The 16,816-nt window shown below is 42.3% G+C and carries 15 protein-coding genes; 14 read left to right on the top strand and 1 reads right to left on the bottom strand.

All coding sequences use genetic code 11. The annotated features are described in order from the left end of the window. Window positions 1-70: 70 nt before the first annotated feature. The 8 genes from C505_RS0109760 to C505_RS0109795 all read left to right on the top strand — a co-directional run bounded on the left by C505_RS0109760 (window position 71) and on the right by C505_RS0109795 (window position 9,208). Entirely contained in the window at window positions 71-451 is a 381-nt protein-coding gene (locus C505_RS0109760; protein ID WP_169337030.1) for a YacL family protein, read from the top strand. 86 nt (window positions 452-537) lie between these two features. Beyond that, window positions 538-1,176 (top strand): chloramphenicol acetyltransferase, encoded by a 639-nt coding sequence (locus tag C505_RS0109765; protein ID WP_026317871.1) that lies wholly within the window; start codon window positions 538-540, stop codon window positions 1,174-1,176. A gap of 201 nt (window positions 1,177-1,377) precedes the next feature. Next, a complete protein-coding gene (locus C505_RS0109770; RefSeq protein ID WP_018692429.1) occupies window positions 1,378-1,716 on the top strand; it encodes a P-II family nitrogen regulator in 339 nt (112 codons plus the stop codon). Window positions 1,717-1,725: 9 nt separating this feature from the next. Continuing rightward, window positions 1,726-3,006, top strand: a complete 1,281-nt coding sequence (locus tag C505_RS0109775) for an ammonium transporter (RefSeq protein WP_018692430.1) — start codon at window positions 1,726-1,728, stop codon at window positions 3,004-3,006. 1,504 nt (window positions 3,007-4,510) lie between these two features. After that, window positions 4,511-5,515, top strand: a complete 1,005-nt coding sequence (locus tag C505_RS0109780) for a Fe(3+) ABC transporter substrate-binding protein (protein WP_018692431.1) — start codon at window positions 4,511-4,513, stop codon at window positions 5,513-5,515. Further along, window positions 5,515-7,146 (top strand): ABC transporter permease, encoded by a 1,632-nt coding sequence (locus tag C505_RS0109785; RefSeq protein ID WP_018692432.1) that lies wholly within the window; start codon window positions 5,515-5,517, stop codon window positions 7,144-7,146. Before C505_RS0109780 ends, C505_RS0109785 begins: the two co-directional genes overlap by 1 nt. 2 nt (window positions 7,147-7,148) lie before the next feature. Then, window positions 7,149-8,192: an ABC transporter ATP-binding protein gene (locus tag C505_RS0109790; RefSeq protein ID WP_018692433.1), complete on the top strand. Its 1,044-nt coding sequence runs from the start codon at window positions 7,149-7,151 to the stop codon at window positions 8,190-8,192. 71 nt (window positions 8,193-8,263) lie between these two features. Beyond that, complete coding sequence (locus tag C505_RS0109795; RefSeq protein ID WP_169337031.1) at window positions 8,264-9,208, top strand: Dyp-type peroxidase; 945 nt, start codon at window positions 8,264-8,266, stop codon at window positions 9,206-9,208. Here C505_RS0109795 and argR read toward each other — a convergent pair. Next, window positions 9,205-9,672 carry a transcriptional regulator ArgR gene (argR, locus tag C505_RS0109800; protein ID WP_018692435.1) on the bottom strand — a complete coding sequence of 156 codons (468 nt, stop codon included), beginning with the start codon at window positions 9,670-9,672 and terminating at the stop codon, window positions 9,205-9,207. The genes C505_RS0109795 and argR overlap by 4 nt on opposite strands. Before the next feature lie 192 nt (window positions 9,673-9,864). Between argR and mdh the strand changes: the two genes are divergently transcribed. From mdh to C505_RS0109835, 6 genes are all read left to right on the top strand, one after another. After that, the gene (gene mdh / locus C505_RS0109805; RefSeq protein ID WP_018692436.1) at window positions 9,865-10,800 is read left to right on the top strand and encodes a malate dehydrogenase; all 936 of its coding nucleotides are present in this window, start codon (window positions 9,865-9,867) and stop codon (window positions 10,798-10,800) included. 429 nt (window positions 10,801-11,229) lie between these two features. Further along, on the top strand, window positions 11,230-12,225 hold the full coding sequence (locus tag C505_RS0109810) for a porin (RefSeq protein WP_018692437.1): 996 nt from the start codon (window positions 11,230-11,232) through the stop codon (window positions 12,223-12,225). A 265-nt stretch (window positions 12,226-12,490) separates the two neighbouring features. Continuing rightward, a complete protein-coding gene (gene phoB, locus C505_RS0109815) occupies window positions 12,491-13,177 on the top strand; it encodes a phosphate regulon transcriptional regulator PhoB (RefSeq protein ID WP_018692438.1) in 687 nt (228 codons plus the stop codon). A 9-nt stretch (window positions 13,178-13,186) separates the two neighbouring features. Continuing rightward, complete coding sequence (gene phoR, locus C505_RS0109820) at window positions 13,187-14,512, top strand: phosphate regulon sensor histidine kinase PhoR (RefSeq protein ID WP_018692439.1); 1,326 nt, start codon at window positions 13,187-13,189, stop codon at window positions 14,510-14,512. Between the two features lie 149 nt (window positions 14,513-14,661). Next, a complete protein-coding gene (locus tag C505_RS0109830; RefSeq protein ID WP_018692441.1) occupies window positions 14,662-15,645 on the top strand; it encodes a PstS family phosphate ABC transporter substrate-binding protein in 984 nt (327 codons plus the stop codon). Window positions 15,646-15,846: 201 nt separating this feature from the next. Beyond that, window positions 15,847-16,809 carry a PstS family phosphate ABC transporter substrate-binding protein gene (locus C505_RS0109835; RefSeq protein ID WP_018692442.1) on the top strand — a complete coding sequence of 321 codons (963 nt, stop codon included), beginning with the start codon at window positions 15,847-15,849 and terminating at the stop codon, window positions 16,807-16,809. Window positions 16,810-16,816 lie beyond the last annotated feature (7 nt).

Below are 16,816 nucleotides of genomic sequence, written 5' to 3' on the forward strand. Positions count from 1 at the left end.
GGGCTTTTTTTTCTACACTCAGAATATGATCCAAAAAGGCATGACGAAAGGCTTGAAGAGGAATCAAACGATGGAATATGAATTTATGCATGATCGTGTGAATGGCGGCTATCACGCGAAGTTTTCCGAAGAACATGAGCTGTTCGGCCGCTGGTTACTGGATGAAGTTGGTGATGACGTTTCAAATATCGATCAAGTACTCGATACCGCAACAAACCTGAATGGACAAGGTGATGATACGGTGATCCGCGGGAAAGAAATCAGTCTGAGCCTGAATCATTTGGATGCTTTGGTCAATCATAATATTGCTCAATCTGACTCAGATCTGGCACTGGCCATTGAGAGAGTTGGAGAACCTTTATCTGTGGATGAAAATGGAATGACCTCTGCGTGTGGGTTAACGGATTTTACTCATATGATGAAAGAATGGCGTGATTTTGTATCAAATTAACCTTGATATTATGTAGTCGTGAGACTGTATTAAATTAGCAAAATAGTGTTAGGATGCGTGGCTCCTTTTATTGATTTGGTTGCTGTATGAAAATCATTGAGATGGCTGATTGGCCACGCCGCCAGCATTTTGATATATACGCTGGCAAAGACTTTCCTTATGTTGGTTTCTGTGCCAATGTTGATGTTTCTGCTGCTGTGCCATTTGTAAAATCGCACAAGTATTCAATTTTTTCTTTTATCCTCTATGCGATTTCCCGTGCTGCAAATGAAATTCCTGAGTTTCGACAACGGATCCGTGGAGATCAGATCATTGAACATGAGGTGATCCACCCTGGATTTATTGTGATGACAGAACAAGAGCCCTTGTTTAGTTTTGCTGAGGTGAAACATCAACTCGAGTTTGAACTATTTCATCAGGCTGTGAAAAAAGAAAAAGCACGCGTCAAACCACAGGTGACGCTGGAATTTGATGCGACGAGAGATGATTGCATGTTTACTTCATGCTTACCTTGGCTTCGTTTCACTTCTTTTACCCACCCAGTTAATATGAAAGAACCAGATACCATCCCAAGAATCTCCTGGGGTAAAATCGAATCGAAGGATGGCATCATTGATATGCCCGTCTCTGTACAAGTCCATCATGGGATGATGGATGGTTGGCATATTGCTCAGTTTTATCAAAAACTGGAAAGATATCTGAAAAACCCGACCTATCTATTTTAATCGTTTTCTCACCTTCCAAATGAACTCAATAATGCTGCGCCAAGATGGGGCAGTATCATTTTTTCTTTCCCTAATTTGGTGAATTTTAAATCAACAGTCACTTGTGTGCATTGTTTAACCTATTGAATTTAAATATTATATTCATCTTGGCACGTTCCTTTCTTTATTCTCGCTAGATTGGTCGTCAATAGGAGCGATGCGATGAAACTAATCAGCGCAATTATCAAGCCATTTAAGCTTGAGGATGTACGAGAGTCCCTTGCCGAAGCAGGCATTGATGGGATGACAGTCACAGAAGTCAAAGGCTTTGGCCGCCAGCGAGGTCATACGGAACTATATCGGGGAGCGGAGTACCAAGTTGATTTCTTGCCGAAAGTAAAACTGGAGATCGCAGCTCAGGCTGAGCAGGTGGATCGGATCTTGGATGTGTTGATGAGCGTCGCACATACCGGGCGAGTGGGAGATGGCAAAGTGTTTGTAATGGACTTGGAACAAGTTGTCCGGATCCGAACTGGTGAAACTGATATGGAAGCAATATAGGAGGCGATGATGGAACAGCAAATTTTTCATCTTCAATATGCTTTAGATACGTTTTATTTTCTGATCTGTGGTGCACTTGTCATGTGGATGGCAGCCGGTTTCGCCATGTTGGAAGCCGGGATGGTTCGTGCCAAGAATACAACAGAAATCTTAACCAAAAATGTCGCATTATACGCGATTGCATGTGTGATGTATCTGATGTGTGGCTATCACCTCATGTATGGTGGTGGCTGGTTTTTATCTGAAATCACAGCCCCGGATGTCACAAAGACCTTGGAAGAATTTGCAGGGCGAGAGAATGGTTTTGAAGGGAATGCTATTTATTCCAAAGCCTCCGACTTTTTCTTCCAAGTCGTTTTTGTTGCAACAGCGATGTCAATCGTATCAGGGGCGGTTGCTGAACGAATGAAGCTTTGGATATTTCTAGCGTTTGCAGTTGTGCTGACAGGCGTAATTTATCCGATGGAAGGCAGCTGGACTTGGGGAGGAGAACCTGTTTTTGGTCTGTATTCCCTTGCTGATGTTGGTTTTTCTGATTTTGCTGGCTCTGGAATTGTACACATGGCTGGTGCAGCCGCCGCACTTGCTGGGGGTTTAATCTTAGGTCCTCGTCATGGAAAATATACAAAAGATGGCCGTATTCAGGCTATCCCTGGGGCAAACATGCCTTTGGCGACACTAGGAACTTTTGTGCTTTGGTTGGGGTGGTTTGGTTTTAATGGCGGATCAGTCCTTAAATTGGGGGATATGTCGAATGCACATGCGGTCGCAATGGTTTTCGTCAATACGAATGCAGCCGCGGCGGGTGGGGCAATTGCTGCATTAATCGTTGCAAGGGTTTGCTTCAAAAAAGCGGATTTAACCATGGTTTTAAATGGTGCATTAGCAGGGCTTGTTGCAATTACTGCTGAACCAGCAACACCGACGCCACTTCAAGCCACTTGTTTTGGTGTAATCGCAGGCGTCTTGGTTGTTTTTTCTATCGTTTTTTTGGACACACGTAAAATTGATGACCCTGTTGGAGCAATATCTGTACATGGGACCATCGGCTTGCTTGGATTGATGCTCGTTCCGCTGACAAATTCAAATGCAAGCTTTTTCGGACAGCTCGTTGGTGCTGCAACAATTTTTGTCTGGGTTTTTGGGATGAGCTTTATCGTTTGGGCAATATTAAACGCATTGTTTGGTTTACGTGTGACGGATGAGCAAGAGTTTGAAGGTGTTGATCAAAGTGAATGTGGGGTTGAGGCTTACCCAGAGTTTTTTCCAAGTACGAAGTACGTTGAATAGTAGATACTTAGACTTTTTCTAAGCGCAAGATGGTAGAGCAAAGTTCATCTTCTGCATCGGGAGGTGGACTTTTTGTATGTGAATTGTGCATAAAAAAACCGGCAACGGGGGTTGCCGGAAAAATCACTCAATCAAAAACTAAAAGAGTTAAATCATCGAAATAGAAGTTAATGAGAACGGTTTGAGAAAGAAGGAAAGCCAAGGGAAGAGAAGGAAACAATCCATGCTCCCTTCTCAGAACTTTGAACGAAGCTCCTTGCTTATACTACATCCTTTATCAAACGCGACACTGCTTTACAACCCGCAATGCTTACTACCTGGCTTCATGCCCTTACCGCTACATCATCCATAAATGCTGCTTATCCTTATGCAACAACTTCTATCCATATCCTTTTAACAACACTCCTTGCAATAAACCCACCCGACTACATTTTTAAAGTACTACGAAATCTCTAAAAAACGAGTGTTTGTTTATCTTTTAAAACCAACATCCTAAAACTGCTGAAGAATGGCTGCTTGATTTCAATGGGGGTATCTTACGAAAACTAAGTATTTGATGGGAGTTGTGATTCAAAAATAAATTTAGAACCTAAGATGGGTAATTCCTGGTTGTCTATATAAATCAGATGGTTATACTGATTATTGAGGTGAACTACTGAGAGATGAAAATAAGATATCTTACGGCTTTGTAGGATATCTCTTACAAAGAAAGCATTATATCTCTATGATAATAGATTTAGGAATAAAAGCTCTGATAAATCAGAGCTTTGTAGGGTAGGAAAAAAGAATTGTTATAAATTCAACGGAACCTTCAGAGTTACCGAAAAAATAGACACTTTCGTGAGCTATTGATCCGTACCAACAACCTTAGCGCTGCTAAAAGCGTCGGTACTGAATGAAGTGAGCAAAGACAGCCTAAGAGTAGCTTGCTATGCATCAATCTTTCGCATTGACCTTCTCCATGTTCGTTTATTGTTGAACATGCTTGTTCAATCCAAAAACAATCACTTCTCTATTTGATGACTTAGTAATTTTTTTTCTAATTATGTGATGACAGACGATGAAGATGGTTTTATTTTCTTCGTCAGTACACTCATCATATTTCCCTCTTTAGGTGACTCATAGCTCCGAGATAGAAACAAAAAAACAAACTTTTGTCTAACGAGGGGGGGTTGTCGACTTAAATTATTGATATATATCTGGATAAATGTTTGATTGTTTTTTTGCTTACGTGAAGGTGGGTAAATGGATGGCTCATCTGTGGGAAATATCTCACAGTGATTATATGAAAAATCTGAAACGTTGTTTTGGGAATGTCAATCTGTTCGGTTGTCCAAACTTTTGTAATATTTGTTTTTACTTTTTGGTGTTGCTGCTTTCTTCCTGCTGTACCTGAATATCAATTTTCTGGAATTGAAGGTATCTGTACCGTGAAAAGTAGGCGCGATAGCGTTAAAATTAATGATAACGATTATCATTATTCTATACTTTCTTGGGGAGCCGCATGAAAAAGAAAATTGCTTTACTTTGTCTCATGTCTTCAGTTGCGCCAGTGATGGCAGCAGAAACCGTCAATATTTATTCATATCGTCAGGATTTCCTGATCCAGCCAATTCTTGAAGCCTTTACGAAAGAAACAGGTATAGAAACAAAAGTTGTTTTTGCAAAGAAAGGGTTGATTGAAAGGTTAAAGCGTGAAGGAAAGTTTAGTCCGGCAGATGTTGTTTTGACATCTAACTTTAGCAAATTGATTCAACTTCAGGATGAAGGGCTTATTCAACCCGTTCATGATGAAACCATCGAGAAGAATATTCCAAAATCTTTCAGGGATCCGGAAGGAAAATGGTTTGCGCTGACAAAGCGGGTTCGTAGCATCTATTCTTCCAAAGATCGTCAGAAAGGTTCAAACAAGATCCGTTATGAAGATCTGGCAGATCAAAAATATAAAGGAAAAATATGTACGCGTAGTGGCAAACATCCGTATAATGTCGGGCTGATTGCTTCGATGGTCGCTCACCATGGGGAAGCAAAGGCAAAAGAATGGCTGCAAGGCGTCAAAGAAAACCTTGCACGTAAACCTCAAGGTAATGACCGTGCTCAGGTCAAAGCAATCAAGGAAGGATTGTGTGATCTATCTTTAGGCAACAGCTATTACCTTGGAAAAATGCTCAAAAACGACAAGCAGCGCTCGTGGGCAGAAGCCGTCAATATTAATTTCCCGAACCAAGCTGATCGGGGTGCACATATCAATGTCAGCGGCGTTGTCCTGACAAAGCATGCGCCAAATAAAGCGAATGGGGTTCGCTTGATTCAGTACTTATCTTCGAAGCAGGCACAGGAAACCTATGCATCTGTGAATATGGAGTACCCAGTGAAAGAAGGGGTTCCAGTTTCAGATATGGTTGCATCTTGGGGGAAATTTAAGGAAGACAGCATCGCGATATCTGAAATTAGTAAGCATCGCGTCACTGCACTAAAGCTGGTTGACGAGGTTAAGTTTGATCTTTAATGAACCGAGTACGTATTACAGCTTGGCATAGCTTTTCTTGGGCGGCAGGCATACTCCTGTCGCTTCCACTTCTTGCGCTTTTTTTTCAAAGCCTCTCTCCTGATAATGAACTTTTTGTTCATTTATGGAATACCGTTTTTACGGATTATCTGACGAATTCTATCCTGTTATTGGTTGGTGTGTTGTGTTTCAGCGCCTTCATCGCTATTCCACTCGCGTGGCTCAATGCTATGTGTGAGTACCCACTCAAGCGCTTTTTTTCTTGGTCACTGATGTTGCCCCTTGCAATGCCTGCATATTTGATTGCAGCAGTGTATACGGAGTTATTGGACTATGCTGGGCCGATTCAGGTTTGGTTGAGGCAAACGTTTGGTTGGCAGTCACCGCAGGATTATTGGTTTTTCGATATTGTCTCTCTGGCTGGAGCAGTATTGATGCTATCTCTCGTTCTTTTTCCTTATTTATATCTGATTTTACGTTCATTCTGGTTGGAACATTCATACGACTTGATTCGAGCGAGCCGCGTCATGCAGCACTCACCTTGGCAGAGCTTTATTCGAGTTTCTTTACCCATGGCGAGAGGCGCGATTGTCGCAGCACTGGCACTTATTGGCATGGAAACATTGGCTGATTTTGCCACAGTTCACTTATTCTCGGTGAATACACTCACGACGGCTGTGTATGACACTTGGATTGATCATTCTAGCCTTGGTGCAGCGGCGAAAATTTCCTGTGTGATGCTCTTAATGATTTTTTTACTGATTGGTGCTGAAAAGGTGGGGCGCAGGCAACGCGCAGTGCATGACACGATGGCCAGAGAAAAAAAGGCAATGTATACATTAACAGGTGGGTTTGGCTGGTTGGCTGCTGGCGTTTCAATGCTCATCTTGTTGTTATCATTTTTTATACCTGTAGGTGTATTGGTCTATTATGCAGTCATTTATGCCGCAGAAAATTGGCGATTCGATTTTCTTTCTCATGCATGGAACAGTTTTCAGGTCGCTACTATTGTGAGTTTGATTTGTATTGCCTTGAGTGTTGGTTTGGTTATTTTTCAACGTTTCTTTCAACAAAAAGGACAGCAAATTCCGGGACAACTCGCTTCGACAGGCTATGCAATTCCAGGGACTGTTTTGGCCATTGGTGTGTTGATCCCATTGACTTTACTCGATCATCAGGTCAATCACTGGTTCGGACAATGGTTTGACTGGCAACCTGGATTGATATTCAGCGGAACTGTTTTTGCGATTACATTTGCCTATGTTGTTCGGTTTAACGCGATTGCCGTTGGTACGCTGGAAAATACCTTAGCCAAAGTGTCTCCATCCATAGATATGGCAGGCAGAACCATGAAACTCAACCGATTTCAGTTGATGTATAAGGTTCACTTTCCTTTATTAAGGCGGGGTTGTCTGACCGCGGGACTCTTGATTTTTATTGAAGCGATGAAGGAGTTGCCAGCGGCACTGCTTTTAAGGCCATTTGATTATCAGACACTTGCCACTTATATCTATCAATATGTCAGTGATGAGCAACTGGAATTATCAGCATTGGCAGCATTATTCATTGTTGGTGTGGGTTTGATCCCACTATTTGTTGTTAATCGAAATATTGAAGCGCACGGGCGGTAACGATGTCGAAGTTACAAATCAAAGAGTTACAGTGTAAATATCAAGACAGACTCATCGTCAATGGTCTAGACCTTGCTTTACATGAAAATGAAATCCTGTGCCTGCTTGGTTCTTCTGGTTGTGGTAAAACAACAACACTCAAAGCAATTGCAGGGCTCCATCCTGTTTCACAAGGTACGATTGTTCTCAATGGCAAAACAGTGAATGATACGGCCGTCCATACCCCGCCAGAGCATCGAAATATCGGAATGATATTTCAGGATTATGCGCTCTTTCCACATCTCACGATTGCAGAAAATGTTGGATTTGGTCTTCGGCATCTAAAAAAACGCGAACGTCTGCAAAAAATCATGGAAATGCTGGCATTAGTCCGGTTATCTGGATTTGAAAAACGATTTCCACATCAACTGTCTGGTGGTCAGCAACAACGCGTGGCCATTGCTAGAGCTTTGGCATACGAGCCAGATATATTGTTACTTGATGAACCATTTTCCAATATTGACCCGCAAGTTAGGCTTTCTCTGATTGAGGAAATCCGTCATATTATTAAGGTACAGGGCGTTGCAGCGATATTTGTGACGCATAATAAAGAAGAAGCCTTTGCTTTTGCTGATCGACTTGCTGTCATGCAACACGGTGTGATTGCGCAGGTTGATACGCCGGAGATGCTCTATCACCACCCCGCAAGTCCGTTTGTCGCCGAATTTTTGGGACACGGCTCTTACATTGATGCAACTGTTGTTCAACCGCATGTCTTCTCTACAAAGTTTGGAGATATTCAGATGCGGGATACGCAGAGGCATGCACTGGGTCATTCAGGAAAGTTATTCTTGAGACCGGATGATATTCAATTATTACCAAGTGAGACGGGTGAAGCCGTTGTTGAAAAAAGAATATTTACTGGCAGTGGCTTTCACTATCAGGTTGCTTGCCAAGGTGAAACGTTGATGGCGAAAGCGTTGAATGGCTATGTTTTTGAGGTTGGACATCATGTTTCCGCTGAGTTCGTTGATAAAAACCTCCCATTTTTCCAAGATAAAGCATAAGGCATGTTGCTTTATGAATGATAATTACGATCGAAAGATCAGGAACTTGCTATAGTTATCGCAGTGTCACAATGAAAAGAAAGGATTATATGGCTCGGGAACAATCAGGGGTGTGTGCAGGGGCAAACCTTCATGGAGTATACCTTTTATTTAACGCAGTCGATGGACAAGAAGGTCTCTTAAGACAAAAGCTTGCGCAATTCCCTGCGCTTGTTGAAGAGGTCTCCGATCAATTCTCAGAGTCAATGCTCAGTTCGATGATTGCGATTGGCGCGAATTATTGGGATATCTTGTATCCAAATGCACGACCACCCGAACTTGCGCCCTTTCCTGTTCTTGAATCAGCAGGTCGGAGTATGCCTGCGGTTCCTTATGATATTTTCATTCAAATTCGCTCGGATCGTTATGATGTTAATCATCTTTTTGGGCGACGTATATGCCAGTTACTTGGTCAAGATGTTGAGCTGGTTGAGCAGATTATAGGCTTTCGTTATTTGGATGGCCGGGACTTAACAGGCTTTATTGCAGATAATGGCAAACTGATGGGGCAAAAACGACGAAAAGTTGCTTTAGTCAATGATTCGCGATCAGAGTTTATCGGTGGCTCTTATATTCATATGCAACGCTATTGTTTTCACTTACAACAATGGGAAAGTTTACCCATGTCACATCAGGAAGAGATCTATGGTCGAAGTAAGCTGGAAAACGAACTTATAACGGCTGAGAGTTTGTTGCGCGCTTCGCATGCGTATCGTTTTGGTATGATGGATAGTGATGCGCCGGCAGAGGTGTTGATCGAAAGTATGCCTTATGGTGACATGAAGCAACAAGGCGTCATGATTGTCAGCTGCTGCGCAAGTGGTGACGCATACGCGAAGGTATTACGCAGCAGGGTCTATGGTGATGGCCAGGGGAATTACGACCATTTACTCGATTTTGCACAAGCGGAATCGGGCGCAGCATTCTTTGCGCCATCGATTGCGTTTCTACAAAAAAGGGGAGGAATGGGAAATTAAACCGTTTCAAACAACTCTTTTACTTTTGCGAGCGTCTCATCAATATTATCTGTGTTTTCTGGTGCGATAAATATTGTGTCATCACCTGCAATCGTACCAAGTACACCTTCTGCTTTTCCGAGAGAGTCCAATAGGCGTGCGATTAATTGTGCTGCACCTGGACTGGTTCGAATGATGATCATGACATTGTTATGGACGATATCCAGAACGAGTTGACGGAGTGGACTTTTCGCCGTTGGAACACCAAACTCTGGTGGCAGGCAATAAACCATTTGCTGTTTCGCATTTCTGGTTCGAACTGCACCAAATTTGCTCAGCATCCGAGACACCTTGGATTGACTGACGTTATTAAAACCCTGTGATTTTAAAGCTTCGACGATTTCGACTTGGGAACCAAAGCGCTCTTCCTTTAGAAGTGCTTTAAATGCTTTGATTAAATTTTTTTGTTTGTCTTGAGTGGACATGTTTACTCTACTTACTGTTATACGAAGGTTAAGCACGATTATTCAATTTTACTAAATTATCTCGCCGCTTTACACTTTCCAGTGCTATATTCCGGCATTTGAAGTGCAAAAATTGCTGCAACATTGTTTTTTTTCCGATTATTCAGTATGGTTGATAGGTTTTTTAACCCACCTTCATGAGGAAGAATCAAAATGAAAGTTGCCGTTTTAGGTGCCGCTGGTGGTATCGGTCAGGCTCTGTCCCTTCTTCTTAAAACTCAGTTACCCGCGGGTTGCGAGCTTTCTTTGTTTGATATCGCTCCGGTTACCCCTGGCGTTGCTGTTGATTTAAGTCATATCCCGACTGATGTAAATGTAAAGGGTTATTCGAAAGATTACCTTGCGCCTGCACTCAAAGATGCAGACGTGGTTTTGATCCCTGCAGGTGTACCGCGTAAACCAGGTATGGACCGTGCAGACTTGTTCAATGTGAATGCGGGGGTTGTAAAAACACTTGCAGAAGAGATTGTGCAACAATGTCCAAATGCGATGGTTGGTATCATTACGAACCCAGTCAATACAACGGTTGCGATTGTTGCTGAAGTATTCAAAAAAGCTGGCACATACAATCCAAAGCGACTTTTTGGTGTGACAACATTGGATGTGATCCGTGCAGAAACTTTTGTCGCTGAAAAGAAAGGTTTAAACCCTGCTGAAATCACAGTTCCTGTGATTGGTGGACATAGTGGCACAACGATTTTACCACTGCTTTCTCAAGTTGAAGGTGTTTCATTTTCTGATGATGAGATTGAGCAATTGACTCACCGCATTCAAAACGCAGGAACAGAAGTTGTTGAAGCGAAAGCTGGTGGCGGTTCAGCAACATTATCGATGGGTCAGGCTGCTGCACGTTTCTGCCTATCACTTGTTCGTGCAATGAAGGGTGAAAACGTGGTTGAGTATGCCTATGTTGAAGGTGATGGTGAGCACGCTACATTCTTTGCACAGCCATTGAAACTGGGCAAAGAAGGTGTAGAAGAACTGCTTTCTATTGGATCTTTGAGTGCATACGAGCAAAAGGCTCTAGAAGATATGCTTGATACACTGAAAGGAGACATCCAGAAGGGTGTTGAATTTGTTCAGGGTTAAAGCTGATTGATGATAAGAGGTGTTGGAATTGCTTCGGCACCTCTATCTGTATCACGTCATTCTATATAGACTTTTGAAAATACTTCTTTTTATTCATACTTCTCTGTGCTTCGTATTCAACAATACGCGATATTTTTACAACTTTTTCATTACATTATATCCTTTTCATTCATGCATCTTTCTTTTTGGGTTATTTTTTGCATAAAAAATAATGAGTTAGCCGGATGAGGCAATTTCCTATCTCTACTGAATTTCCCTCTTTGTTCTAATTGCTGTTCAACATTCAATCCGTTAACATCCGCGTCGAGGCTCTGTTTTACATAAGTTTTATGATGGTTGAAATGAAAGTGTCATCAATCTTTGCCAGAATGTGCGCACGGATTTGAGGCAATTTGCATTCTCACGAAATAATTCAAAAAGGGTATGGTAATGAAACTACTAAAAACATCTGTTGCGGCAGCTTTGGCAATGGCATGCATGGCACCAGCAATGGCCGCTAACGTTGACGTTTATGGTAAAGCAAATTTAGGGTTGAGATATGTTGACGAAGGTAATGATCCGGCTACGCCAGAAGAAGAAAGTGGCTATTCTGATGTCAAAAGCTACGCTTCTCGTTTTGGTGTGAAGGGTGACGCTGACTTAGGTGGCAAGCTCAAAGCAGTTTATAAAATGGAATTTGAAGTCGATATGTCTGATAAAAAAGACTCTAAAGACAATCATATTAAAGGCCGTAACCAGTATGTTGGTCTAAAGGGTGGTTTTGGTACTTTCTTACTTGGCCGCAATGATACCATGGTCAAGCAATCTCAAGGGAAACTCGATCTCTACAGCGATCATGAAGCTGATATTAAGAGCCTTTGGGAAGGAGAAAATCGCTCTGGAAATAGCTTGACATATAAATCACCTAAATTTGCAGACATGGCTCAGTTTGGTTTGACCTATATTACCGAGGGGTCGAGTGATAAAGATGCAAAAGATGGTTTCTCACTTGCATTAATGCTTGGTGATGCAAAGTTGAAAAAGCAAATGTTCTATGCTGCATTATCGTACGACAGTGAAGTCGATGGTATGGATATTATTCGTGCCCTTGGTTATGCAAAATTTGCTGGCTTTAGGCTTGGTCTTGGCGTACAAACGCAAGAAGAATCTGAAGTGGCCCCAGGTGCAAAATCTGAAGACTATATGGGGTATTTAGTGAATGGCCAGTATAAGATTGGTGATGTTGCATTAAACCTTCAATTCCAAACAATGGAAGGGAAAGACGGTGCGAAAGACAATGACCCATTCATCGTCACCGGCGGTATCGACTATAAATTGGGTAAAATGACCAAAGCACGTGCTTACTACACGATGCTTGATGTGGATACTGACGCGAAAGATGACGATAAAGACTACTTTACACTAGGTATTGTACATAAGTTTTAAGTCAAATATATTTGGTTTGAAATCAGAAAAAGGTCACTTCGGTGGCCTTTTTTGTGGGTGAATTGAAGTCAGTTATGAAAAATGTTGGAAATTTGATAGCATAATCTGCGTTAATTTCGCTTATTTTGTTGTGATTTGTATTGAAAGGAAGACAATGGCGCTGAAATGGATAAATAAAAAATTATGACATTTTTAAGCGAGTATTCATAAAAGTGTAATATTTTGGCACAATAATTCCGACATCACTTGTTACAGGTAAACAATCATGGCAAGACGAATACTGGTTGTTGAAGATGAAACGCCCATCCGTGAGATGTTGGCTTTTGTTTTAGAGCAAAATGGGTATCAAGCTGTTGAAGCAGGAGATTATGAAACAGCGATGATGGCGATTACCGAGCCTTACCCGGACTTGATCTTATTAGATTGGATGTTACCCGGAGGGAGCGGTATCCAGTTTGCGAAGCGGATCAAGCAAGATGAGATGATGCGAAATATCCCAATCATCATGTTGACAGCTCGCGGTGAAGAAGAGGATAAAGTAAAAGGACTGGAAGTTGGTGCAGATGACTATGTCACAAAGCCATTCTCACCCAAGGAGCTGATGGCAAGGATCAAAGCTGTGATCCGACGTGTATCCCCTACGAGTCTGGACGAAGCGATTGAGGTGAAAGGGTTACGTCTTGATCCTGTCTCACATCGTGTCACTGCCAATAGCGGTGAGATTGAAATGGGACCAACAGAGTTTCGCTTACTCCATTTCTTTATGACCCATCCGGAACGGGTCTATAGTCGTGAGCAGCTGCTAGATCATGTTTGGGGAACGAATGTCTACGTTGAGGATAGAACGGTTGATGTTCACATTCGCCGACTGAGAAAAGCAATTGGGTTGCACGGACATGATAAGTTGGTTCAGACGGTGAGAGGCTCTGGCTACCGTTTCTCCGCGCGATGAGACCGACGTATGATACGACTGCTTTCCAAACGCAAAGTATTCTTTAGGGTGCTGCTGTTTTTTCTTCCATTCTTCGTGTTTGGTGTCGTAACCGACCTCATTGCTGAAGCATTACTTTGTGCATCAGTTAGCCTTCTTCTTTGGCATTATAATCACCTATTTCGTTTAGCTGATTGGCTTTGGCTCAGAAAAACCTATGTAACCCCAACTGGACGTGGTGTATGGGAAGGTGTATATGATGGCATCTATCGATTACAAAAGAAAAATCGCAAAAAGCGAAATCAGCTTGCACGATTAATCAGGCGCTTTCGACAGGGCGCTGAAGCATTGCCGGATGGTGTAATCGTGTTAAAAAATGACTTCACGATCATTTGGTGTAATAAACTATCTCGTGTATTTTTTGGTTTGAAATGGCCGGAAGACAACCAGCAGAATTTGAGAAACCTGCTTCGTTATCCAGAATTTAATACTTACACCCAGCAAGAGAATTATTCCCAACCACTTCTTATTTATTCACCAATGAATGCGGAGCAGGTTCTTGAAGTTCGCATTATGCCTTATGCCGAAGATCAGCTATTACTTATAGCCAGGGACGTCACTCAATTGAAGCAATTAGAGCAAATGCGCAGAGACTTTGTTGCCAATGTGTCACATGAGCTGAGAACACCGCTGACGGTTCTTTCTGGTTATCTGGAAATGTTCGGTGATGCAGCACCGTCAGATGACATTTGGCCTAAAGCACATCGTATGATGGAAGAGCAATCAAAACGTATGGATACGTTGATTAATCAACTGCTTGTGCTCTCCAGAATTGAAAGTGGCAAAAGGCATTCGTTTGAAGAGAAGGTAAATGTACCAGAGATGCTACACTTAATTCATTCGGAAGCCGAAGCGTTAAACAAGGAGTATCATCATCAGTTGGAATTTCATATTGATGATGGCTTGGAAGTTTACGGGACTGCAGATGAGTTAAGAAGTGCATTTTCGAATTTAATATTTAATGCGATTTACTATACACCGGAGCAGGGACTTGTTCATGTTTATTGGGAAATGCAGGGAGAGGAAGCTTGCTTTTACGTCAAGGATAACGGCGATGGTATTTCTACGGAGCATATTCATCGCCTGACAGAGCGATTTTATCGTGTTGATCGTGCTCGTTCACGTTCAACAGGAGGATCTGGACTTGGTTTGTCGATAGTAAAGCATGTGCTTTCCCGGCATCAATCAAGTTTACAGATTGAAAGCCAGGTAGGTCATGGAAGCTGTTTTCGTTTTGCCCTACCGGAGGGGTTGGTGGTGAAAGAGAAGGAAGAACAGGCATTTATTGCGGAATAATCATGATTATTTCGGAGATCTGAATGCTTTTACGCGAAATTACCTTGAAAAGGTTGTAATATTTTGTAAATAAGTTATTTTCTTCAGGTTTATGAAGTGAATCATTCACCATTTCCTGAGTGGAATCAGATAGGCTTAAGGGTGCCGGCATGATAAAACTAGCGGTAATTGGAGCAATGTTTGTTGGATTGACTCTGTCAGAGTCCCCCTCGGCATTTGCACTGGATAAAAGTTTACCAAAATATAAGAAAGAACAAGCTATTACGGCAAAATTAAGTTCATCGGGTTCTGACACGCTTGATCCTGTGATGAAAGAATGGGCTGCGGTGCTGAAAAAGCATCACCCAGGGGCATCAATTTCGATAAAATCGGCAGGGTCTGGCACTGCGCCACCTGCACTCATCAATAAGTCAGCTCAATTTGGCCCGATGAGCCGAAAAATGAAGCAGAAAGAAGTACAGCAGTTCGAAAAGAAATTTGGTTATAAGCCTGTGGCGATCCGGGTTGCGATTGATGCGGTGGGTATCTACGTTCACAAAAGTAACAGTATTCTTGGTATTTCGATTGAGCAATTAGATGCAATGTTTTCTTCGACCCGCAAGTGTGGTGGTAGTAAAGCCATTACGAGTTGGGGGCAAATCGTCAAAAAAGGTGCGATTAAAAATGAGAAGGTGCATCCTTTTGGTCGGCCTAAGACATCAGGCACACATGGCTTTTTTAAGAAAAAAGCACTCTGTAAAGGCAAATATGCAAGTCATGTGAAAGAGTTTCTTCACCCAGTTGACATCATTAAAGCCATTGATAAAGACAAAGGCGGGATTGGTTATGCGGGTTTAGGTGATATCCCGCCAGGGAATCACAAGCTGATCCCGGTATCGGATGAAGATGGACGTATGATCGAACCAAACTTAGAAAGCATCGTGACTGGTAAATACCCGTTAGGCCGTTATTTATACGTATATATCAATAAAAAGCCAAAAACGAAAATCCCAGCAGGAGAAGCCGAGTTTCTTAAAATCATCCTTTCTTTAGAAGGTCAGTCCCATGTGGAAAAACACGGATTGTTACCAATCCCTGGCCGCGTCGCAAAACGCGAGCTTAGACGCTTAGGTCTACGCGCTCGGCGCGAGTAATCCGATAGAATGACTTTCAGTGCATTGAATCATACTTTGTGCTGAAAGTCGCTGTTCACTTCCATTAAAGCTGCTCAATATTCGTTCTTACGCTATCTTGCCCTCTGTCACACAAGTATCATAATAATGACATAGAATCGTCATTCGCCAACTGGATACTGCCATTGCCGAAATTAAGGACACAACTATGGAGTCAGTTCAATGAAACGTTCTTCACTGATGACAACGACGCTAGCACTTGCTTCACTCACGAGTTTAAATGCTTTCTCTACTGAAGCGGAATTAAAAGAATACCAAAAAACCAGTGGGATCTCCGGCAACCTTTCCTCAATTGGATCGGATACATTGGCGAACATGATGACCCTTTGGGCCGAAGAGTTTAAACGGATCTATCCCAACGTGAATGTACAGATCCAGGCTGCAGGTTCTTCAACGGCACCGCCCGCTTTAACCGAAGGGACCTCAAGCTTTGGCCCAATGAGCCGGCAGATGAAATCGAAAGAAATCGAAGCTTTTGAGCGTCGACATGGCTATAAGCCAACGGCAATTAAAGTTGCGATTGATGCATTGGCTGTATTTGTGAACAATGATAACCCCATAAAAGGGCTAACGATTGAGGAAGTGGATGCAATATTTTCCAGCACTAGAAAATGTGGGCACTATGCTGATATTACTCGTTGGGGAGACCTAGGGCTTCAAGGAGAGTGGGCAAGGAAAGACTTCCAACTTTATGGCCGTAACTCTGTTTCGGGCACTTATGGTTACTTTAAGAAAAAAGGCTTATGTAAAGGGGATTTTAAAAGTACAGTGAATGAGCAACCCGGGTCAGCTTCCGTTGTTCAATCCATTGCTGCTTCATTAAACGGTATTGGTTATTCAGGGATTGGCTATAAGGCATCTGGTGTAAAAGCTGTACCATTATCGAAAAAAGGGGGTCAGTATGTTGATGCAACGATTGAAAATGCTGCGACAGGAAAATACCCGCTTTCACGTTTTCTTTATGTGTACGTGAATAAGCACCCAAATAAACCATTATCACCATTACAAGCAGAATTTGTGAAGTTGATTTTGTCTAAGAAAGGACAGAGTGTGGTTCAAAAAGATGGCTATGTTCCAATTGCACCGAGAGTTGCCAATCTTGAATTAGAGAAAATTAATCTATAGTACGCTA

It is taken from the genome of Algicola sagamiensis DSM 14643, assembly GCF_000374485.1.
Taxonomy (GTDB): Bacteria; Pseudomonadota; Gammaproteobacteria; order Enterobacterales; family Alteromonadaceae; genus Algicola; species Algicola sagamiensis.

Coding starts and splice junctions, on each gene's coding strand:
- mdh (WP_018692436.1), top strand. CDS start 9,865: ATGAAAGTTGCCGTTTTAGGTGCCGCTGGTGGTATCGGTCAGGCTCTG.
- argR (WP_018692435.1), bottom strand. CDS start 9,672: ATGTCCACTCAAGACAAACAAAAAAATTTAATCAAAGCATTTAAAGCA.
- C505_RS0109770 (WP_018692429.1), top strand. CDS start 1,378: ATGAAACTAATCAGCGCAATTATCAAGCCATTTAAGCTTGAGGATGTA.
- C505_RS0109780 (WP_018692431.1), top strand. CDS start 4,511: ATGAAAAAGAAAATTGCTTTACTTTGTCTCATGTCTTCAGTTGCGCCA.
- C505_RS0109810 (WP_018692437.1), top strand. CDS start 11,230: ATGAAACTACTAAAAACATCTGTTGCGGCAGCTTTGGCAATGGCATGC.
- C505_RS0109790 (WP_018692433.1), top strand. CDS start 7,149: ATGTCGAAGTTACAAATCAAAGAGTTACAGTGTAAATATCAAGACAGA.
- phoR (WP_018692439.1), top strand. CDS start 13,187: ATGATACGACTGCTTTCCAAACGCAAAGTATTCTTTAGGGTGCTGCTG.
- C505_RS0109775 (WP_018692430.1), top strand. CDS start 1,726: ATGGAACAGCAAATTTTTCATCTTCAATATGCTTTAGATACGTTTTAT.
- phoB (WP_018692438.1), top strand. CDS start 12,491: ATGGCAAGACGAATACTGGTTGTTGAAGATGAAACGCCCATCCGTGAG.
- C505_RS0109765 (WP_026317871.1), top strand. CDS start 538: ATGAAAATCATTGAGATGGCTGATTGGCCACGCCGCCAGCATTTTGAT.
- C505_RS0109795 (WP_169337031.1), top strand. CDS start 8,264: ATGAAAAGAAAGGATTATATGGCTCGGGAACAATCAGGGGTGTGTGCA.
- C505_RS0109830 (WP_018692441.1), top strand. CDS start 14,662: ATGATAAAACTAGCGGTAATTGGAGCAATGTTTGTTGGATTGACTCTG.
- C505_RS0109760 (WP_169337030.1), top strand. CDS start 71: ATGGAATATGAATTTATGCATGATCGTGTGAATGGCGGCTATCACGCG.
- C505_RS0109835 (WP_018692442.1), top strand. CDS start 15,847: ATGAAACGTTCTTCACTGATGACAACGACGCTAGCACTTGCTTCACTC.
- C505_RS0109785 (WP_018692432.1), top strand. CDS start 5,515: ATGAACCGAGTACGTATTACAGCTTGGCATAGCTTTTCTTGGGCGGCA.